Source organism: Sphingomonas adhaesiva (assembly GCF_036946125.1).
Lineage (GTDB): Bacteria > Pseudomonadota > Alphaproteobacteria > Sphingomonadales > Sphingomonadaceae > Sphingomonas > Sphingomonas adhaesiva_A.
In genome coordinates, this window is record NZ_JAQIJT010000001.1 from 739,027 (window position 1) to 756,202 (window position 17,176).

The 17,176-nt window shown below is 69.8% G+C and carries 13 protein-coding genes and 1 pseudogene; 5 read left to right on the forward strand and 9 right to left on the reverse strand.

Going from position 1 to position 17,176, the window contains the following annotated elements; translation table 11 throughout:
- Window positions 1-26: 26 nt before the first annotated feature.
- Together clpB and PGN23_RS03660 are read right to left on the reverse strand one after the other, a co-directional pair.
- On the reverse strand, window positions 27-2,606 hold the full coding sequence (clpB, locus tag PGN23_RS03655) for an ATP-dependent chaperone ClpB (protein WP_335301477.1): 2,580 nt from the start codon (window positions 2,604-2,606) through the stop codon (window positions 27-29).
- Between the two features lie 38 nt (window positions 2,607-2,644).
- On the reverse strand, window positions 2,645-3,757 hold the full coding sequence (locus PGN23_RS03660) for a glycosyltransferase (RefSeq protein WP_335301478.1): 1,113 nt from the start codon (window positions 3,755-3,757) through the stop codon (window positions 2,645-2,647).
- A 25-nt stretch (window positions 3,758-3,782) separates the two neighbouring features.
- Between PGN23_RS03660 and PGN23_RS03665 the strand changes: the two genes are divergently transcribed.
- Window positions 3,783-4,889 carry a glycosyltransferase gene (locus PGN23_RS03665; RefSeq protein ID WP_335301479.1) on the forward strand — a complete coding sequence of 369 codons (1,107 nt, stop codon included), beginning with the start codon at window positions 3,783-3,785 and terminating at the stop codon, window positions 4,887-4,889.
- 94 nt (window positions 4,890-4,983) lie between these two features.
- Here PGN23_RS03665 and PGN23_RS03670 read toward each other — a convergent pair whose 3' ends face one another.
- The 5 genes from PGN23_RS03670 to PGN23_RS03690 form a co-directional block, all read right to left on the reverse strand.
- Complete coding sequence (locus tag PGN23_RS03670) at window positions 4,984-5,304, reverse strand: cytochrome C nitrite reductase (protein WP_335301480.1); 321 nt, start codon at window positions 5,302-5,304, stop codon at window positions 4,984-4,986.
- Complete coding sequence (locus PGN23_RS03675; RefSeq protein ID WP_335301481.1) at window positions 5,301-6,521, reverse strand: molybdopterin-dependent oxidoreductase; 1,221 nt, start codon at window positions 6,519-6,521, stop codon at window positions 5,301-5,303. The genes PGN23_RS03670 and PGN23_RS03675 overlap by 4 nt, the downstream gene beginning before the upstream one ends.
- Window positions 6,514-7,098 (reverse strand): NADPH-dependent FMN reductase, encoded by a 585-nt coding sequence (locus PGN23_RS03680; RefSeq protein WP_335301482.1) that lies wholly within the window; start codon window positions 7,096-7,098, stop codon window positions 6,514-6,516. Before PGN23_RS03680 ends, PGN23_RS03675 begins: the two co-directional genes overlap by 8 nt.
- A 12-nt stretch (window positions 7,099-7,110) precedes the next feature.
- Window positions 7,111-8,169, reverse strand: a complete 1,059-nt coding sequence (locus tag PGN23_RS03685) for an LLM class flavin-dependent oxidoreductase (protein ID WP_335301483.1) — start codon at window positions 8,167-8,169, stop codon at window positions 7,111-7,113.
- Between the two features lie 146 nt (window positions 8,170-8,315).
- Entirely contained in the window at window positions 8,316-9,224 is a 909-nt protein-coding gene (locus PGN23_RS03690) for an aldo/keto reductase (RefSeq protein WP_335301484.1), read from the reverse strand.
- Between the two features lie 26 nt (window positions 9,225-9,250).
- On the opposite strand from PGN23_RS03690, the gene PGN23_RS03695 reads away from it, so the two are divergent.
- Both PGN23_RS03695 and PGN23_RS03700 read left to right on the forward strand, forming a co-directional pair.
- On the forward strand, window positions 9,251-10,345 hold the full coding sequence (locus PGN23_RS03695) for a Gfo/Idh/MocA family protein (protein ID WP_335301485.1): 1,095 nt from the start codon (window positions 9,251-9,253) through the stop codon (window positions 10,343-10,345).
- Window positions 10,346-10,433: 88 nt separating this feature from the next.
- Window positions 10,434-12,755: a TonB-dependent receptor gene (locus PGN23_RS03700; protein ID WP_335301486.1), complete on the forward strand. Its 2,322-nt coding sequence runs from the start codon at window positions 10,434-10,436 to the stop codon at window positions 12,753-12,755.
- A 66-nt stretch (window positions 12,756-12,821) separates the two neighbouring features.
- Here the strand turns inward: PGN23_RS03700 and PGN23_RS03705 are convergent, their stop codons facing one another.
- Entirely contained in the window at window positions 12,822-14,060 is a 1,239-nt protein-coding gene (locus tag PGN23_RS03705) for an MFS transporter (protein ID WP_335301487.1), read from the reverse strand.
- Window positions 14,061-14,192: 132 nt separating this feature from the next.
- Here PGN23_RS03705 and PGN23_RS03710 point away from each other — a divergent pair, with 132 nt between their 5' ends.
- Together PGN23_RS03710 and PGN23_RS03715 are read left to right on the forward strand one after the other, a co-directional pair.
- Window positions 14,193-15,206: a YeiH family protein gene (locus PGN23_RS03710; protein ID WP_335302070.1), complete on the forward strand. Its 1,014-nt coding sequence runs from the start codon at window positions 14,193-14,195 to the stop codon at window positions 15,204-15,206.
- Between the two features lie 152 nt (window positions 15,207-15,358).
- Window positions 15,359-16,110, forward strand: a pseudogene (locus PGN23_RS03715) (IS5 family transposase).
- Window positions 16,111-16,123: 13 nt separating this feature from the next.
- Here the strand turns inward: PGN23_RS03715 and PGN23_RS03720 are convergent.
- A complete protein-coding gene (locus PGN23_RS03720; RefSeq protein ID WP_335301489.1) occupies window positions 16,124-17,155 on the reverse strand; it encodes a LacI family DNA-binding transcriptional regulator in 1,032 nt (343 codons plus the stop codon).
- Window positions 17,156-17,176: the final 21 nt, after the last annotated feature.

Genomic DNA, 17,176 nt, shown 5'->3' on the forward strand with positions numbered 1-17,176 from the left:
CGGGTTTGCGCGTCCCACCCGCGCGATCACCCCACCGACAGCGCGAGCCGGCCGTCGCCCTCGTCGACATGGACCGTCGCCCCGTCCTTCACCTCGCCCCGCAGGATCAGCTCGGCGAGCGGGTCCTGGAGGTGGCGCTGGACCGCGCGCTTCAACGGACGCGCGCCGTAGACGGGATCGTAGCCGACGCGGCCGAGCCACGCGCGCGCGGCATCGGTCAGGTCGAGCGTCACCTTGCGGTCCGCCAGCAGCTTGCCGACGCGGCCCACCTGGATGTCGACGATCGGCCCCATGTGCGCCTGCCCCAGCCGGTGGAACAGGATGATCTCGTCCAGCCGGTTGAGGAATTCCGGGCGGAAGTGCGCGCGCACCACGTCCATCACCTGCGGCTCGACGGTGGCCACGTCCTCACCCTCGCCCATGTTGGCCAGATACTGGCTGCCCAGGTTCGACGTCAGGATGATGAGCGTGTTCGAGAAGTCGACCGTGCGCCCCTGTCCGTCGGTCAGGCGACCGTCGTCCAGCACCTGCAGCAGGACGTTGAAGACGTCGGAATGCGCCTTCTCCACCTCGTCGAACAGCACGACCTGATAGGGACGGCGCCGCACCGCCTCGGTCAGCACGCCGCCTTCCTCGTAACCGACATAGCCCGGGGGGGCGCCGATCAGGCGGGCGACGGCGTGCTTCTCCATGAACTCGCTCATGTCGATGCGGACCATCGCATTGGCGTCGTCGAACAGGAACTCCGCCAGCGCCTTGGTCAGTTCGGTCTTGCCGACGCCGGTGGGGCCCAGGAACAGGAAGCTGCCCAGCGGCCGGTTGGGGTCCTGAAGGCCTGCGCGGGCGCGGCGCACCGCGGTGGAGACGGCGCGCACCGCATCGGCCTGCCCGATGACGCGCCGGCCGATCACCTCCTCCATGCGCAGCAGCTTCTCGCGCTCGCCCTCCAGCATGCGGTCGACCGGCACCCCGGTCCAGCGGCTGACGACGCCGGCGATATCGTCGCTGGTCACTTCCTCGCGCAGCATCGCGCCCTTGGTCGCGCCCGCCGCCTCCGCCAGCTCGCGTTCCAGCGCGGGAATGCGGCCGTAGGAGAGCTCGCCCGCCTTGGCGAGGTCGCCCTGGCGCTGCGCCTGCTCCAGTTCCAGCCGCGCGGCGTCGAGCTGCTCCTTCAGCTTCGCCTCGCCCGCGATCTTGTCCTTTTCCGCCTGCCAGCGCGCCGTCAGCTCGGCGGACTGCTGCTCCCAGTTGGCGAGCTCGCCCTCCAGCGTCTCCAGCCGGTCGAGCGAGGCGGCATCGGTCTCGCGCTTCAACCCCTCGCGCTCGATCTTGAGGCGCAGGATGCGGCGGTCGAGCGTCTCGATCTCCTCGGGCTTGCTCTCCACCTCCATGCGGATGCGGCTGGCGGCCTCGTCCATCAGGTCGATCGCCTTGTCGGGCAGGAAGCGGTCGGTGATGTAGCGGTTCGACAGCGTCGCGGCGGACACCAGCGCACCATCGGTGATGCGCACGCCGTGGTGCAGCTCGTACTTCTCCTTGAGCCCGCGCAGGATGCTGATCGTATCCTCGACCGTGGGCTCGCCCACGAAGACGGGCTGGAAGCGCCGCTGGAGCGCGGGGTCCTTCTCGACATGCTTGCGATATTCGTCGAGCGTGGTCGCGCCGACGCAGTGCAGCTCGCCGCGCGCGAGGGCGGGCTTGAGCAGGTTGGACGCATCCATCGCGCCGTCGCCCTTGCCCGCGCCGATCAGCGTGTGCATCTCGTCGATGAAGAGGATGATGTCGCCCTCGGCCTGCTTCACCTCGTCGATGACGCCCTTCAGCCGCTCCTCGAACTCGCCGCGGTATTTCGCGCCCGCGATCAGCGCGCCCATGTCGAGCGCCATCAGCGTCTTGTCCTTGAGGCCGTCGGGCACGTCGCCGTTGGCGATGCGCAAGCTCAGGCCCTCGGCGATCGCGGTCTTGCCGACGCCGGGTTCGCCGATCAGGACCGGATTGTTCTTGGTGCGGCGCGCCAGCACCTGGATCGTGCGGCGGATTTCCTCGTCGCGGCCGATCACCGGGTCCAGCTTGCCGTCGCGCGCCGCCTGCGTCAGGTCGCGCGCGAACTTCTTGAGCGCGTCGTAGCGATCCTCGGCCGACTGCGTATCGGCGGTGCGGCCGCCGCGCAGCTGGACGATCGCGGCATTGAGCGCCTCGGGCGTCGCGCCTGCGGCCTTCAGCGCCTTGCCCGCCGCGGTATTGAGCGACAGCGCGAGCGCGACCAGCAGCCGCTCGACGGTGACATAGCTGTCGCCGGCCTTCTGCGCGATCTGCTCCGCCTGATCGAGCACGCGGACCGCATCGGCGGACAGGCCGGGCTGGTTCTGTGCGCCCGAGCCGGATACCGCGGGGATCTTCGCCAGCGCGGCGTCGGTTTCGGTCAGCGCGCGCTGCGGGTCGCCGCCGGCGGACCGGATCAGTCCGGACGCCATGCCCTGCTCGTCCTCCAGCAGCGCCTTCAGCAGGTGCTCGGGCGCGATCTGCTGATGCGACAGCCGGATCGCGACGGTCTGTGCCGACTGAAGGAAGCCGCGTGCGCGGTCGGTGAATTTCTCTAGGTTCATCTGTAAGCCCTGTTGCTCTTGGGTGTCAGATGGTGTTGCTATCGGGCAACACAAGAGCGGAGTGCGATCGCCTCATCGAAGATCTCCAGATAGCGCCGCGCCGACGCGTCTGCCGTGTAGCCCGCGACGATATGGGGGCGCACCCCGCCCGAGGTGAAGGGCTGAGCGAGGGTCGCGCGCATCGCGGCGGCGAGCGCGGGCGCCGTGGCATGATCGACGATGGTGCCGTGGAGCGGGGTAGGGAGCAGCCCGCGCAGGACGGGGGAGCAATCCGTCGCGACCACGGGCACGTCCGCGGCCAGCGCCTCGACCGGCGCGGCGGGGAAGCCTTCGTAGCGCGAGGTCAGCAGCAGCAGCGACGCCGCCGCCAGATGCGGCGCGATGTCGTCGACGAAGCCCGGCATGGCGACATCCGCCGCGATGCCGAGCCGCCGCGCCAGCGCCTCCAGCCGCGCGCGTTGCGGGCCGTCGCCCAGGATCGTCAGCGTCGCGGGCCGGTCGCGGCGCAGGACCGCGAAGGATCGTAGCGCGAGCGCGAGGTTCTTTTGCCGCTCCATCCGTCCGATCGCGAGGATGTGGGGGATGGCGGGGGGTGCTTCGCGCGACAAAACATGGTGGTCGGTGGCGAGATTGGGCTCCGGCGCGATCCGGATCGGGCGATGGGGAATGAGCGGACGGTCGCGCGTGGCCAGTTCGGGCGACATCGCGACGAACACGTCGATCGCATCGGTCAGCCGCCGCAGCGTCCGCTGCGCGATTCCCGAAACGACGCGCGGCAGGTCGGGCAGCAGCGGATTGCTGATCTTCGCGACGATCGGCAGGCCGGGCAGCGCCCGGCGCAGCGCCGGCGCGATCCAGAAGTGGAAGTTGCCGGTGATATAGGCGACGTCGGGCGCGACTTCGCGCAGCACCGGGGCCATCGCCGCGCCCAGCCGCAGCCGCGACGTGGCGGCGCGCGGGATCTCGGGCGAGAGGAGGCGGAGGTCGGCGCCGGCGGGGACGCGGTCGCGCATGGCGCCGCGATCCGCGCCGGCGACGATCGTGACGCGGTGACCGAGCGCGATCCATGCCGTGGCGAGGCGGAAGGCGGTCGCTTCGGTGCCGCCGGAGTTGAAGTCGTGGATCAGGATCGCGATGGCTTTGGTCGTCACGCTCATGGTGCTAACGGGCCGCATCATGAAAGTCGCGATCTTCCTGCCGTCTCTGGCCGGCGGCGGTGCCGAGCGGATCGCGCTGTTCGTGACCGGGCGGCTGGTCGCGGCGGGGATCGATGCGCGGCTGGTGGCGGCGGTGGGCGAGGGGGCGCTGGCCGGGCATCCCGTCTATCGCGCGCACGGCGTCGACCTGCACGCGCCCAACGAAATGCTGAGCCTGCCCGCGCTGCTGCGCTACGTGGATGCGGAGCGGCCCGACCTGCTCTTCGCCTTCGTCCACAGCGCGAAGATGATGGCGGGGCTGGCGGCGAAGCGGCGCGCCTGGCTGCGTCTCGCGATCAGCGTCCACAACGCGCTGGAGGTGCCGCGCCGCGCACGCTTCTGGCCGCGCGCCGCCTTCGGCTATGCCCCGGAGCGGTGGCTGTACCGCGACGTGGTCGCGGCGCATGCGGTGTCGCGCGATCTGGCCGCGCAGGTGGTGCGGCAGTTCGCGCTGCCGCCGGAGCGCGTCCACACGATCTACAACCCGCTGCCCGACCGCCCCGCCGCCGGTGCGATCGACCCGGCGCATGAGCCGCTCTTCGCCCGCCCGGTAATCGCCAACGCGGGGCGGATGGTGGCGCAAAAGGATCAGGCGGCGCTGCTGCGCGCGTTCCAGGCGAGCGGGCTGGCGGGGAACGCTCGACTGCTGATCCTGGGCGAGGGACCGCTGCGCGGCTTGCTGGAGGCGCAGGTGCGCGAGCTGGGGCTGGCGGACAGCGTGGCGATGCCCGGGTTCGTCCCCGACGTGCGGCCGTACATGGCGCGCGCGGCGGGGTTCGTGCTGTCGTCGCGGAACGAGGGCTTTGGGCTCGTGCTGGCGGAGGCGCTGTCGGTCGGCTGCCCGGCCGCCTCCTTCGATTGTCCGAGTGGCCCGCGCGAGCTGTTGGCAGATGGCGCGCTGGGGCGATTGCTGGCGGCGGGGGACGAAGGCGGGCTGGCGCAGGCGATGCGGGACATGGTCGCGGGGACGTTCCCGCGACCATCGGACGAGCTGTTGGCCGCGCATCTGCGGCAATTCGATCCGGAGACGATCGCCGCGCAATATGTCGCGCTGATCCGGAGCATAGGTCCGTCGCCGCGGACGTGATCGGGACCTTTGCGAACGTGTCACCGTGCTCCTGTCTGCGCAGGAGCACGGCGTAGTCGTTTTGCAAAGGTCCCGCGAAGGCCGGGGTGACGGGTCAGCGCGTGACCTGTACCGACAGCAGTGCCGCCACCAGCGCCTTGTCCTCCGCCGGCGCGATCGGCGCCTTGTACGCCTCGCGCATCTTGGTGACCGTCGCCTGCCATTTCGCGGCATCCAGCGGCGGCTGGCGGGTGATGAGATCGGCGGAGTGGCAGGCGGTGCAGCGCGCGGTCAGCAGCTCGCCCGCGGGGGTTGCGGGCAGCGCGGCGGTCTCCGCGGGCAGCCGGATCGACGATATCGCCGCGGTGTTCGCCGCCGGCGCATCGGGCTGTGCCGAGCAGGCGGCGAGCGGTAGCAGGAGCAGGAGCGCCCTCATGCCGCGCGCACCGCGATCGACGGGGCGGGGTTGCGCATATAGCCGCCGGGGTTCCAGATCGGCTTCATCCCCTGTACCTCGCCGGCGGTGTTCACCGCGCGCGCCCACAGGCGATAGCCGCCCGGGCGCAGCGCTGGCAGCGTCGCCTCCCACAGGCGGAAGCCGTAGCGGCCCCTGTCCGGGCCCAGCGTCGCGGCGTGCCACGAGGCGCCGGCGTCCATCGACAGATCGACCCGCGCCACGCCGTGCGCGCCGCCCATCGCCAGCCCGCGGACGTAGAAGGGGTCGCCCGCGACGACCTTCGTGTCGCCGGCGGGGCCGGTGAAGAAGGCGCGCGGCACCATCCGGCCGATCGGCACGGTCGCAAAGTCCTTCGATCCCGGGGCGACGTCCGCGCCCGGCGTGGCGGGAATGCGATACGCCTTCGCCATCCAATATCCGGCGTCGGGCGCGGTCAGCACCTCGATCCGGTCCAGCGCCTTGATCCAATAGGTCGAATACCAGCCCGGCACGACGAGCCGCAGCGGGAAACCGTTGAGCAGCGGCAGCGCCGCGCCGTTCATCGCCCAGGCGATCATCACCTCGCCGTCGCGCGCATGGTCGATCGCCAGCGACTTCTCGAACCACGGCGCGCCGGGCGGCGGGCGGTCGAGCCCCGCGACGCGCACCTCCACCGCGCCCGGCGCGATGCCGGCGAGGTCGAGCACGTCGCGCAGCCGCACTCCCGTCCACAGCGCGTTGCCGATCGCGCCGTCGCCCCATTGCGCGCCGGGCACGCGCGGGGTGAAGAGCCCGCGCGAATTGCCCGAGCATTGATTCACCGCCGCGATCTCGACGCGCGGCAGCCGGCGCAGCGCATCGAGCGACAGCGCCAGCGGCCGGCGCACCGCGCCGCCGACGCGCAGCCGGAACGCCGCCGGGTCGACCGACAGCGGGATGTCGTCATAGTGCCAGCGCACGAAGAAGCGGTCGTTGGGGGTGAAGACCTCCCCGTCCATCGCGCTCATCGGGGTTTCGAGCAGCGGCGCGCGCTCGCGCAGGACGATCATCGCGCCCTTCTGCGGCCAGTCGCCCGACAGCTGTCGCGTGCCGCCGGCAAAGCCCAGGTCGACGGCCTGCCCAAAGGCCGGGGCGCCCGCGCCCGCCGCCAACCCCGCGCCGCCGAGCCCGATCAGGCCGAGCGCACGCCGACGACCCGGCAGCGCGCGGTCAGGCATGAGCCGCGACGGGGGCGAAGCGCGCGACCTGCTTGCCGACCAGCCGCAGCTGCTCGACCACCGCGGGGTCGCTGGCGCCGCCGTCCGCGTCGAACTTCGTCTGCGCGGAATTGACCGCGGCGGCGAACGGCGTCGGCCAGCCGCGCAGCGCATGGACGATCGAGCGCAGCGCCGCGATCGTCGAGCCCGTCGCCTGCCAGCCGTAGGCGGTCGCGATCAGCCCGACCGGCACATCGGCCAGATACGGGCGCGGCGTGTCCTTCGACGTTTCCTCCAGCAGGTCGAGCGCGTTCTTGACCACGCCGGAAATGCTGCCGTGATAGCCCGGACTGGCGATGATGACCGCGGAGGCGTCGCGCACCGCGGCGACGAACTCCTGCTCCTCTGCCGTCCGCTCGGGTGCGCGCGGGTCGTACAGCGGCAGGCGCCCCAGCGCCTCGCCCCCGAACAGGACGGTGCGATACCCCTCCGCCTGCGCCGCGGCGAGCGCGATGCGCAGCGCATGTTCGGTGGAGGAGGGCCCGCCCACCGTGCCGCCGATCCCCACGACCAACGGCTTCGTCCCGGCGTCACTCACGGCATCTTCCCCTTATAGCGGTGCGTGGTCGATGTTCGGCAGCACGTGGCGTGCGAACAGATCGGCTTCGGCGGCGTGAGGGTAGCCCGACAGGATGAAGGCGTCGATTCCCATCTCGCGGTACATCTCCAGCTTGGCGCGAACCTGGTCCGGATCGCCGACGATCGCCGCACCGCAGCCCGAGCGCGCACGCCCGACGCCGGTCCACAGATTCTCCTCGGCATAGCCGTCGTCCGCCGCATTCTCGCGCAGCGCCGCCTGGGCGGCGACGCCGACCGAGGTCGAATCGAGCGACTTGGCGCGGATTTCGGCGCCCTGCTGCGCGTCCAGCTTCGACAGCAGGCGGTCGGCATAGGTGCGCGCCTCGGCCTCCGTCTCGCGGACGATGACGTGCGCGCGGTAGCCGAACTTCAGCTCGCGGCCGTATGTCGCGGCGCGCTCCTTCATGTCGGCGATGATCGCGGCCACGTTTTCCTTCTTGTCGGGCCACATCAGGAACACGTCGCACGCGCGCGCGGCGGCGTCGCGCGCGTCGGGCGACAGGCCGCCGAAATAGAGCGGCGGCGCCTTGCCCGACACGGTGCCGACGCGCGGCGGGTCGATGTCCAGCTTCCAGAATTCGCCCTGGTGGTTCAGATGCTCGCCGTTCAGCATCGTCTTCAAGATCTCCATCGCCTCCACCGTGCGGCGATAGCGCGGCGCGGACGCCAGCGTCTCGCCGGGCATGTCGGAGGAGATGATGTTGATCTTCAGCCGCCCGCCGGAGATGCGGTCGATCGTGGCGATCTGGCGCGCCAGCTGCGGCGGCCACGCCTCGCCGATACGCGTCGCCATCAGCAGGTGGATCCTGCGGGTCAGCGTGGCGATCGCCGCGGCGAAGGCGGTGGTGTCGATGCCCAGCGCATAGCCCGACGGCAGCAGGATGTTGTCGAACCCGCCGGTTTCCGCCTGCATCACGATGTCGCGGCAATGCTCCCAGCTGGATTGCAGCCGCGGATCGGGCTGGCCCAGGAACTCGTAATCGTCGTCGCACAGCGCGGAGAACCACGCGATCTCGCAAGGGGTGCTCACATCCGTCTCCCTGTCTTGGTTATCGTCACCCCGCCCGCCGTCATTCCCGCGAAGCCGGGAATCCAGAGGCGCTGACCGTCGCGGGACTGAATGAGGTCGGCCTGTCTGGATCCCCGCCTTCGCGGGGATGACGGGAGGGCAGGAAACTACGGCAGCTTCTCGCCGCGCGCCGCGACCAGCACGTCGTACCAGTCCCGGCGCGTCCACGTGATCCTGAAGGCGTCCGCCAGCTCCGCGATGCGGCCCGCGTTCTGCGTCCCAACGATCGGGATGACGCGCGCCGGATGCGCCATGATCCAGCTGTAGGTCGCCGCCGCGCGGCTGACCCCGGCGCGCTTCGCCACCGTGTCGAGCGCCGCGGCGACCGCTTCCTCGCGCGGCGTGCCCGGCGTGCCGATGCGCCCGCCGCCCAGCGGCGACCAGGCGAGCACCGCCAGGTCCAGCTCCATCGCCTGATCGATCAGCCCGTTGGTCAGCGGATCGAGGAACAGCGGCGAGAATTCCGGCTGCTGCGACGACAGCGGCACCGACAGGAACGACGCCAGCGTGCGCGTCTGGTCCGCGGTATAGTTGGATACGCCGATCGCGCGCACCTTGCCCGAGGACACCATGTCCTCCAGCGTGCGCGCGACCTCCTGCGGGTGGGTCAGGATGTCGGGGCGGTGGATCTGGTAGAGGTCGACCTGTTCGGTCCGGAGGCGGCGCAGCGAATCCTCCAGCGCCTTCGTCAGATAGTCGCGGCCCGAGTCGTAGGGCACCGGCGGGGTGATCCCGCCCTTCGTCGCCAGCACCATGGCACCCCGCAGCGACGGCGTCCCGGCCAGGATGTGGCCGAGCAGCGACTCGGCATCGCCGAACCCGCCGTCGCCGTCGAAGCCGTAGATGTCGGCGGTGTCGAACAGCGTCACGCCCGCGGCGAACGCCGCCTCGATCAGCGCGCGTCCCTCCTTGGGGCCGACGCCGGCGAAGCGCCACATCCCCCATGCAATCGGGCTGACGGTGATTCCGCTCTTGCCGAGCGGTCTCGAATCGGGCGATAGGATCATTTCAGACATCGTTGTCATACATAGGGACAAGAACCTTGGGAGAGCAAGTCCGCTACGGCCTCGTCGGCACCGGCATGATGGGTGTCGAGCATCTCAACAACCTGGCGATCACGCCGGGCGCGGTCGTGACCGCGATCGCCGATCCGGTCGAGCGCTCGCTCGGCTGGGCACGCACGGCGCTCGGCGACAAGGCGGACGGCGTGCAGGCGTTCGACTCGGCCGCCGCGCTCGCGCAAAGCGGCCTCGTCGATGCGGTGATCGTCGCCAGCCCGAACAACACGCACCGCGAGGTGCTGACCCCGCTGTTCGACGCCGGCCTCGCCATCCTGTGCGAGAAGCCGCTGGCGACGACGATCGAGGACGCGCGCTGGATCGTCGAGCAGGCGGAGGCGAGCCAGGCGCCGTTCTGGACCGCGATGGAATATCGCTACATGCCGCCCGCCGCGGAGTTCATCGCCGCGGTGCACAGCGGCAGCGTCGGCGCGCTCAGGATGCTGTCGATCCGCGAGCATCGCTTCCCGTTCCTGGAGAAGGTCGGCGACTGGAACCGCTTCAGCGCGAACACCGGCGGCACGATGGTGGAGAAGTGCTGCCACTTCTTCGACCTGATGCGGCTCATCACCCGCTCGGAGGCGGTACGCGTCTATTGCTCGGGCGCGATGGACGTGAACCATCTGGACGAGGCCTATGACGGCCGCCGCCCCGACATCATCGACAACAGCTATACCACGGTCGATTTCGCCAACGGCGTGCGCGCGATGCTGGACCTGTCGATGTTCGCGGACGGCGCGGAGAACCAGGAGGAGATCACCGCGGTCGGCGACCAGGCGCGGCTCGACGTGCTGATCCCGGAGGGGGCGATCGTGCGCAGCCCGCGCGTCGGCTTCATGAATCCGAAACAGGTCGAGCGCCGCGTCGTCCATGTCGATGCCGCCGCGCTGAACGCGGGCAGCCATCACGGTTCCACCTTCTACGAGCATCAGCGCTTCAACGCGGCGGTGCGCGGGGCGGGCGAGGTCGAGGTGACCGCGCGCGACGGCCTGATGGCGGTGGCGATCGGCACCGCGGCGGAAATCAGCGCGCGCGAGAAGCGCGTGGTGGAGATGGCGGAACTGGGTTTCACCGCCTAAAGATCAACTTGGATGACACCGTAGTCAGACGTGATACCCCACCGACAGAGTGGGGTTTCAACCGATACGTTCTCGGGGAGGTAAGATAGTGAAGAAGCAGATATTGATGGCCGGCGCGGCGCTGGCCGTGCTGGCGGCGCTGCCCGCGAGCGCGCAGGGCGCCGCTTCGCAGGAGGGCGGCACCGCCACGGGTGCCGCGACCGCGCCGGAGGAAGCGACGGAGCCCAACGCGGGCGACATCGTCGTCACCGCGCAGAAGCGCTCGGAGCGGTTGCAGGACGTGCCGGTCGCGATCTCGGTCGTGTCGGGCGATGCGCTCGCCGCGCGCGGATCGGTCAATCTTGAGGGCGCGCAATATCTCGTCCCCACGCTCAACTTCCGCAAGTCGGGCACCGCGATCAACCAGTCGCTGTTCCTGCGCGGCGTTGGCACCTCGACCTTCTCGATCGCGGGCGAGCCGTCGATCTCCACCGTCGTCGACGGCGTGGTCTACAGCCGCGCGGGCGAGGCGTTCAGCGACCTGATCGACATCGACCGGATCGAGGTGCTGCGCGGCCCGCAGGGCACCTTGTTCGGCAAGAACACGTCGGCGGGCGTCATCAACATCGTCACCAAGCGTCCGGGCAAGGACCTGGGCGGCTTCGTCGAGGGCGGCTATTACTTCGGCAACGGCAACGAATATCGCGTCCGCGGTGCGCTCGACCTGCCGGTCACCAGCGATGTCGCGCTGCGCGTCACCGGCTTCTACGGCAATTACGACGGCAACATCCGCAACCAGGCGTACGGCAACCGCCGCGTCAACGGCTACGAGCATTACGGCGCGCGTGCGATGCTGGTCGCCAATCTGGCCTCCAACTTCACCGCGACGATCATCGCCGATTATCGCGAGTCGAAGGACGATTGCTGCGCCGAGGTGATCGGCACGACGCCGACCGGCGCCGTCGGCAGCGCCGGTGCGTTCGCGGCGACCGTGCTGCCGCCCGCACAGGGGGACCGCACGCGCTTCATCAATCAGGACCTCATCACCCGTACCACGGAGAAGAGCTGGGGCGTCAGCGGTCAGTTCGACTGGGAGCTGGGGAACCAGACCGTGACGTACATCGGTTCGTACCGCGAGTATGACAACACCGAGATCCGCGACGGCGACTGGCTGTCGCAGGCGTATTCGGGCCTCAACCAGCTGCACGATTTCGGCCCGCAGGTGTCGAACACGATCACGCAGGAGCTGCGGCTGACCAGCCCGGCGGACCAGTTCTTCAGCTACGTGCTGGGCGCGTTCTATTCGCGCGCGGAGACGACGCGGACGTTCACCCGCAACGACATCGTCTGCAACAGCGCGCCGGTCGGCACGCCGTGCAGCACCGTGCCCGCGCTGACCACCCGTCCGACCGGCACCGCGGTGTTCGGCTCGGTGTTCAAGAACTTCGCGCTGTTCGGGCAGGGGACGCTGAACTTCACCGATCGCTTCCGCGGCATCGTCGGCATCCGCTACACCACCGATCAGCTCGATGTGTTCCACAGCCGCAACACGACGCTCGCGGGGCCGGGCATCCAGCCCAGCTTCGGGCCGTTCACCGGCAAGACGACCAACGACAATTGGTCGGGCAAGGCGGGCGTCCAGTACGACCTGCTGCCGCAGTCGACCAGCTACGCCACCTATGCGCGCGGCTACAAGGGGCCGGCGTTCAACATCTTCTACAACCTGACCGCGACCGGCACGAACGTGATCGAGCCGGAGACCGCGGACAGCTACGAGATCGGCCTGAAGAACACGCTGTTCGGCGGCAAGCTGGTCGTCAACATCGCGGGCTATTACGCCAAGTACAACAACTTCCAGGCGAACAACCCGGACGAGGTCGCGGGCGTGCTGGTGACGCGCTTCACCAATGCGGGGCGCATCTCGACCCGCGGCGTGGAGCTGGACATGCTGTTCCAGCCGGCGCGCGACATGACGTTCAGCGGCGGCCTGGCCTATACCGATGCGCGCGTCGACCAGTTCAGGGTGCCGACCAACGGCGTCGTGACCGGCGTCGTGCCCTCGGGCACGCCGCTGGGCTATGCGCCGAAGTGGAAGGGGTCGCTGGGCGCGGACTATCGCGTGCGCACCGGCGGTCCGGTCGACGTCGCGCTGGGTGCGCAGGGGTCCTACCAGTCGAGCCAGCTGTCGCAGCTCGATGCGAGTGCGGCGGTACGCGCGGCGACCACGATCAAGGCCTATGGGCTGGTCGATCTGTCGGCGGGGCTGGTCGACAGCGAGGACCGCTACCGCGTGACCTTCCAGGTCAAGAACCTGTTCGACCAGAGCTTCGCCGCGGCGATCACCTCGGGCGGGCCGGGCGGCAGCTACCGCTACATCATCCCGCGCGACGCCGATCGCTATTATGGCGTGACCGCGCGGGTGAATTTCTAGGGCACCCCGACAGGCACAATTTCGTCACCCCGGATCAAGTCCGGGGTGACGTGTTTCACGGCTCGCTCAGTGCCCCACTACCAGCGGCGCGCTGCCGTCGCTTTCCACCGCGACGATACGCGGGATCAGCAGGTGGACCGCCAGCAGTGCCAGCAGGTACGACGTCGCGCAGATCACCAGCGCGGGCGTGTAGCCGAGGCCGTGCCCCAGCGCCCACGCCTGGAACTGGATCATCCCGATCGAACACAGATTGCCGCAGAAGGCCGCGATCCCGATCGTCGAGCCGACCGCGCGCGCCGGGGTCACGTCGGTCGCCACGCCGAACACGTTGGTGGAGAAGCCCTGATGCGCGAACAGCCCTAGGCCCAGCAGCAACGCGGCCGCCCACGGGCTCTCGACCGACAGCACCAGCGGCACCGGGGTGACGAGCAGCGCGTAGATCAGCATCGTCGTCTTGCGCGCGCGGTTGACGCTCCACCCCCGCGCCATCAGCCGCGTCGGCAGCCATCCGCCGGTCAGCGCGCCGCACGCGGCGAGGCCATAGGTCAGCGCGATCGGCCAGCCCAGCGTCCCCTGCGGCAGCCCGAACAGGCGATGGAACAGGTCCGGCAGCCACAGCAGCATGAAGAACCACACCTGATCCGACAGGACCTTCGCGATCGCGATGGCGAGCGTGGTGCGGCGGCGCAGGATGTCGCCCCAGCGGATCGGGGCGGCCTCCATCGCGTCGAGGGCGACCGGCGTCACGCGCAGCGCGAACCACACCGCGACCCAGACGAGCCCCAGCCCGCCCGCGAGCAGGAACGCCGCCTGCCAGCCGAAGGCCACCGCCAGCGGCGGGATCAGCGCCGGGGTCAGCACCGCGCCGACATTGGGCGCGGTATTGCCGATGCCGAGTGCGATCTGCCGGTCGCGGTGGTTGAAATAGGTCGCGGCGGTCTTCACCGCGGCGGGCGTGCCGATCGATTCGGCCACGCCCAGCACGACGCGCGCGCCCAGGAATCCGGCAACGCTGACCGCGAAGGCATGGGCCATGCCGGCGAGGCTCCAGACGCCCACCCCGATCCCGAACCCGCGGCGCAGGCCGACGCGATCGATGAACCAGCCCGTGCCCAGGAACGCAAACGCGGTCGCGATCTGGAACGCGGTGCCCATGTTGGCGTAATCCTGGTCCGACCAGCGGAATTCGGCCTCCAGCGTCGGCTTCAGCAGCGCCAGGATCTGGCGATCGACATAATTCAGCATGATCGCGAGGAAGACCATCGCCACGATCACCCAACGTGCGCGGTTTGCGCTTTCCGTCATCCTCTTACCCCTGCTGTCCGGCTTTCAGATAACGTTGTCATATGCGGCCTGCCTGCGCTAGTCCTGACGGCATAGCAAAAAGACGGTACAGGGGCGGCCATGACGATGACGCGAACGCGACCCACCTTGCCGATGGCGGCGGATCTCTACGGCGACCTGACGCCGCTGCCGCACGCGACGTGGCGCGACCATGTCCCCGGGCTGGTCGTGGTGGCGGCGGGTACGCTGTCGGCGGCGTTCATCTCCGACCATTACGGCGCGCCGCTGACGCTCATGGCGCTGCTGATCGGGCTGGCGCTCAACTTCCTCTCCGCCGACAAGAGGCTGGCGACGGGGACGGCCTTCGCCAGCCGCGCGCTGCTGCGCTGGGGGATCGTGCTGGTCGGGGTGCGCGTCACCTTCGGGCAGATCTGGGCGCTGGGGCCGGTGGCGCTGCTGTCGGTGCTCGCGATCGTGGCGCTGACGATCGGCGCGGGCGTGCTGATCGCGCGACGGCTGGGGTTCAGCGACGCGTTCGGGACGCTGGCGGGGGGCGCGGTCGCGATCTGCGGGGCGAGTGCGGCGCTGGCACTGGCGACGACGCTGGGCGAGCGGCGCGCGAACCAGGCGCAGCTGACGCTGGTGCTGGTCGGCATCTCCGCCCTGTCCGCCACCGCGATGGTGACCTATCCCTTCGTCGCGCACTGGCTGCACATGAGCGACCTGAAGGCGGGGTTCCTGCTGGGGGCGTCGATCCACGACGTCGCGCAGGCGCTGGGTGCAGGCTATTCCTATTCGGACGGCGCAGGCCAGATCGCCGCGATCGTCAAGCTGACGCGGGTCGCGCTGCTGGCCCCCGTGCTGGCGGTGGTGGCGCTGTTCCTGCCGCGCGGCGAGGCGGGGAAGGGGCAGGGGCTGCCGTGGTTCGTCGTCGGCTTCTTCGTGCTGGCGGGGGTCAATTCCACCGGCATCATCCCGGCGATCGTGACGAACGCGGCGCAGACCGCGGCGACCGCGCTGCTGGCGGCGGCGGTGACGGCGACCGCGATCCGCTCTCCGTTGCCGCAACTGCTCGAAGCGGGGGTGCGGCCGATCATGGTGATCGCGGGGGCGACGGTGGTGGCGTTCGCGCTGTCGCTGGCGGCGGCGGTGTTCCTGGTGGGGTGAATAGTAGGTAGAACCTCCGTTCGCCCTGAGCGCAGTCGAAGGGCAGGCGTAACGGCTGTGCTTCGACTTCGCTCAGCACGAACGGATGCCACGCCTATCGGCTAGGGTGTGTGGGGATACACGAAGCTGCGCGGATGTGATTCACGCTGTGGATGGATCGAGACGTACTGACGGATGCGCAATGGGCGAAGATCGAGCCGCATTGCCTGGGCAAGCGGAGTGACCCTGGACGGAGCGGTCGGGACAACCGGCTGTTTGTAGAGGCGGTGTTGTGGATTGCGCGTACGGGCAGCCCGTGGCGCGATTTGCCGGAGCGGTTCGGGAACTGGAGCACGGCGTTCAGGCGTTTCCGCGACTGGCGCGAAGCCGATGTTTTCAGGCGGATATTCGATGCCCTGTCTGACGATCCTGACCTTGAATATGCAATGGTCGATGCGACGATCGTTAAAGTCCACCGTCACGGTCAGGGCGCAAAAGGGGGACTCAGAGCCAGGCCATCGGTCGCTCCAGAGGCGGCATGACGACCAAGATCCTCGCGTTGACCGACGCGCTGGGCAACCTCGTGCGGTTCCGGCTGATGCCGGGCCAGCGCTACGACAGCGTCGAGGTGCCGCCGCTGATCGAGGGCATCGCCTTTGACGGGTTGATCGCCGACAAGGCTTTCGACAGCAACGCGCTCGTCGCCGAGTTGAACGAACGCGGCGCCAGGATCGTCATCTCACAGCATCCCGGCCGTGCGCAGAAGCTCAAGATCGATGCTGCGATTTACGCGTGGCGACACCTGATCGAGAACTTCTTCTGCAAGCTCAAGGAGTTCAAGCGCATCGCCATGCGCGCCTGCAAGACCGACCGCAGCTTCGAGGCCATGATCTACATCGCCGCAGCCGTCATCAACTCACGATGAATCCCCACAGACCTCAGCGTGGCTCGCGCGGCGTCGCCGTCGAATCGCGCAGCACCAGCACATGCTCCAGCCGACGCTGCTCGTGCGTGTCCTCGGGGGCGAGCAGCAGGTCGGCGGCATGCCAGGCCAGGTCGCGGACCGGCTGGCGCATCGTGGTGAGCGCGGGCCAGACGTAACCCGCCAGCGGATCGTCGCCGAACCCCGCCACCGACAGATCGTGCGGGATCGCGACGCCGCGGCGATGCGCCGCCGCCAGCGCGCCCGCGGCCATGTCGTCCGACGCGGCGAAGATCGCGGTCGGCGCGTCCGGCAGGTCGAGCAGCGATTCCGCCGCCGCCGCGCCGCTGGGGAAGTCGTAGAAGCCGGTCCGCACCAGCGCGGGGTCGAGCGCGACGCCCGCCGCCGTCAGCGCCGCCTCATAGCCCGCGCGACGCTGCGCGCTGGTGGCGTAATCGGGATGGCCGGCGACATGGCCGATGCGGCGGTGCCCCAGCGCGAGCAGATGCGCGGTCATCTCGCGCGCGGCGGTCTGGTTGTCGATCGATACCGAGGCGCTGGTTTGCGCGTGCGTGCCGGGGGAGACGCGCACGATCCGCACCTCGCGCCGGGCGAGCAGGTCCAGCACCGCCGCGTCGTCGCTGGCGGGCGGGGTCAGCACGACGCCGTCGGGCCGGCTGGCGTCGATCAGCGCCTCGACCTCCTCGACCAGTCGTTGCGACGCGCGGTCGTAGGGCTGCGCGATCATCCGCACGCCGTCGGCCTCGCAGCGGTCGCGGATGCCGGTCTGCATCGCATAGACGTAATTGGGGCTGGGATTGTCGCACACCAGCGCGATCTGGAAGCTGCGCCGCCCCGCCAGCGACCGGGCGGCGAGGTTGGGGCGGAAGTTGAGCGCCGCGACCGCATCCTGCACCCGCGCGCGGGTTTCGGCGCCGACGTAGCGTTCGTTGTTGAGCACGCGGCTGACCGTCTTGATCGAGACGCCCGCACGCTGCGACACGTGCCGGATCGTCGCGCGGCGCGGGGTGGCGGGCGGTTCGTCCATCGCTGCGGCTCTGCATGACCC

What these genes read in the sequence shown, in the direction of transcription:
- clpB (WP_335301477.1), bottom strand. Translation starts at nt 2,606, where the DNA reads ATGAACCTAGAGAAATTCACCGACCGCGCACGCGGCTTCCTTCAGTCG.
- PGN23_RS03665 (WP_335301479.1), top strand. Translation starts at nt 3,783, where the DNA reads ATGAAAGTCGCGATCTTCCTGCCGTCTCTGGCCGGCGGCGGTGCCGAG.
- PGN23_RS03670 (WP_335301480.1), bottom strand. Translation starts at nt 5,304, where the DNA reads ATGAGGGCGCTCCTGCTCCTGCTACCGCTCGCCGCCTGCTCGGCACAG.
- PGN23_RS03675 (WP_335301481.1), bottom strand. Translation starts at nt 6,521, where the DNA reads ATGCCTGACCGCGCGCTGCCGGGTCGTCGGCGTGCGCTCGGCCTGATC.
- PGN23_RS03690 (WP_335301484.1), bottom strand. Translation starts at nt 9,224, where the DNA reads ATGTCTGAAATGATCCTATCGCCCGATTCGAGACCGCTCGGCAAGAGC.
- PGN23_RS03705 (WP_335301487.1), bottom strand. Translation starts at nt 14,060, where the DNA reads ATGACGGAAAGCGCAAACCGCGCACGTTGGGTGATCGTGGCGATGGTC.
- PGN23_RS03710 (WP_335302070.1), top strand. Translation starts at nt 14,193, where the DNA reads ATGGCGGCGGATCTCTACGGCGACCTGACGCCGCTGCCGCACGCGACG.
- PGN23_RS03720 (WP_335301489.1), bottom strand. Translation starts at nt 17,155, where the DNA reads ATGGACGAACCGCCCGCCACCCCGCGCCGCGCGACGATCCGGCACGTG.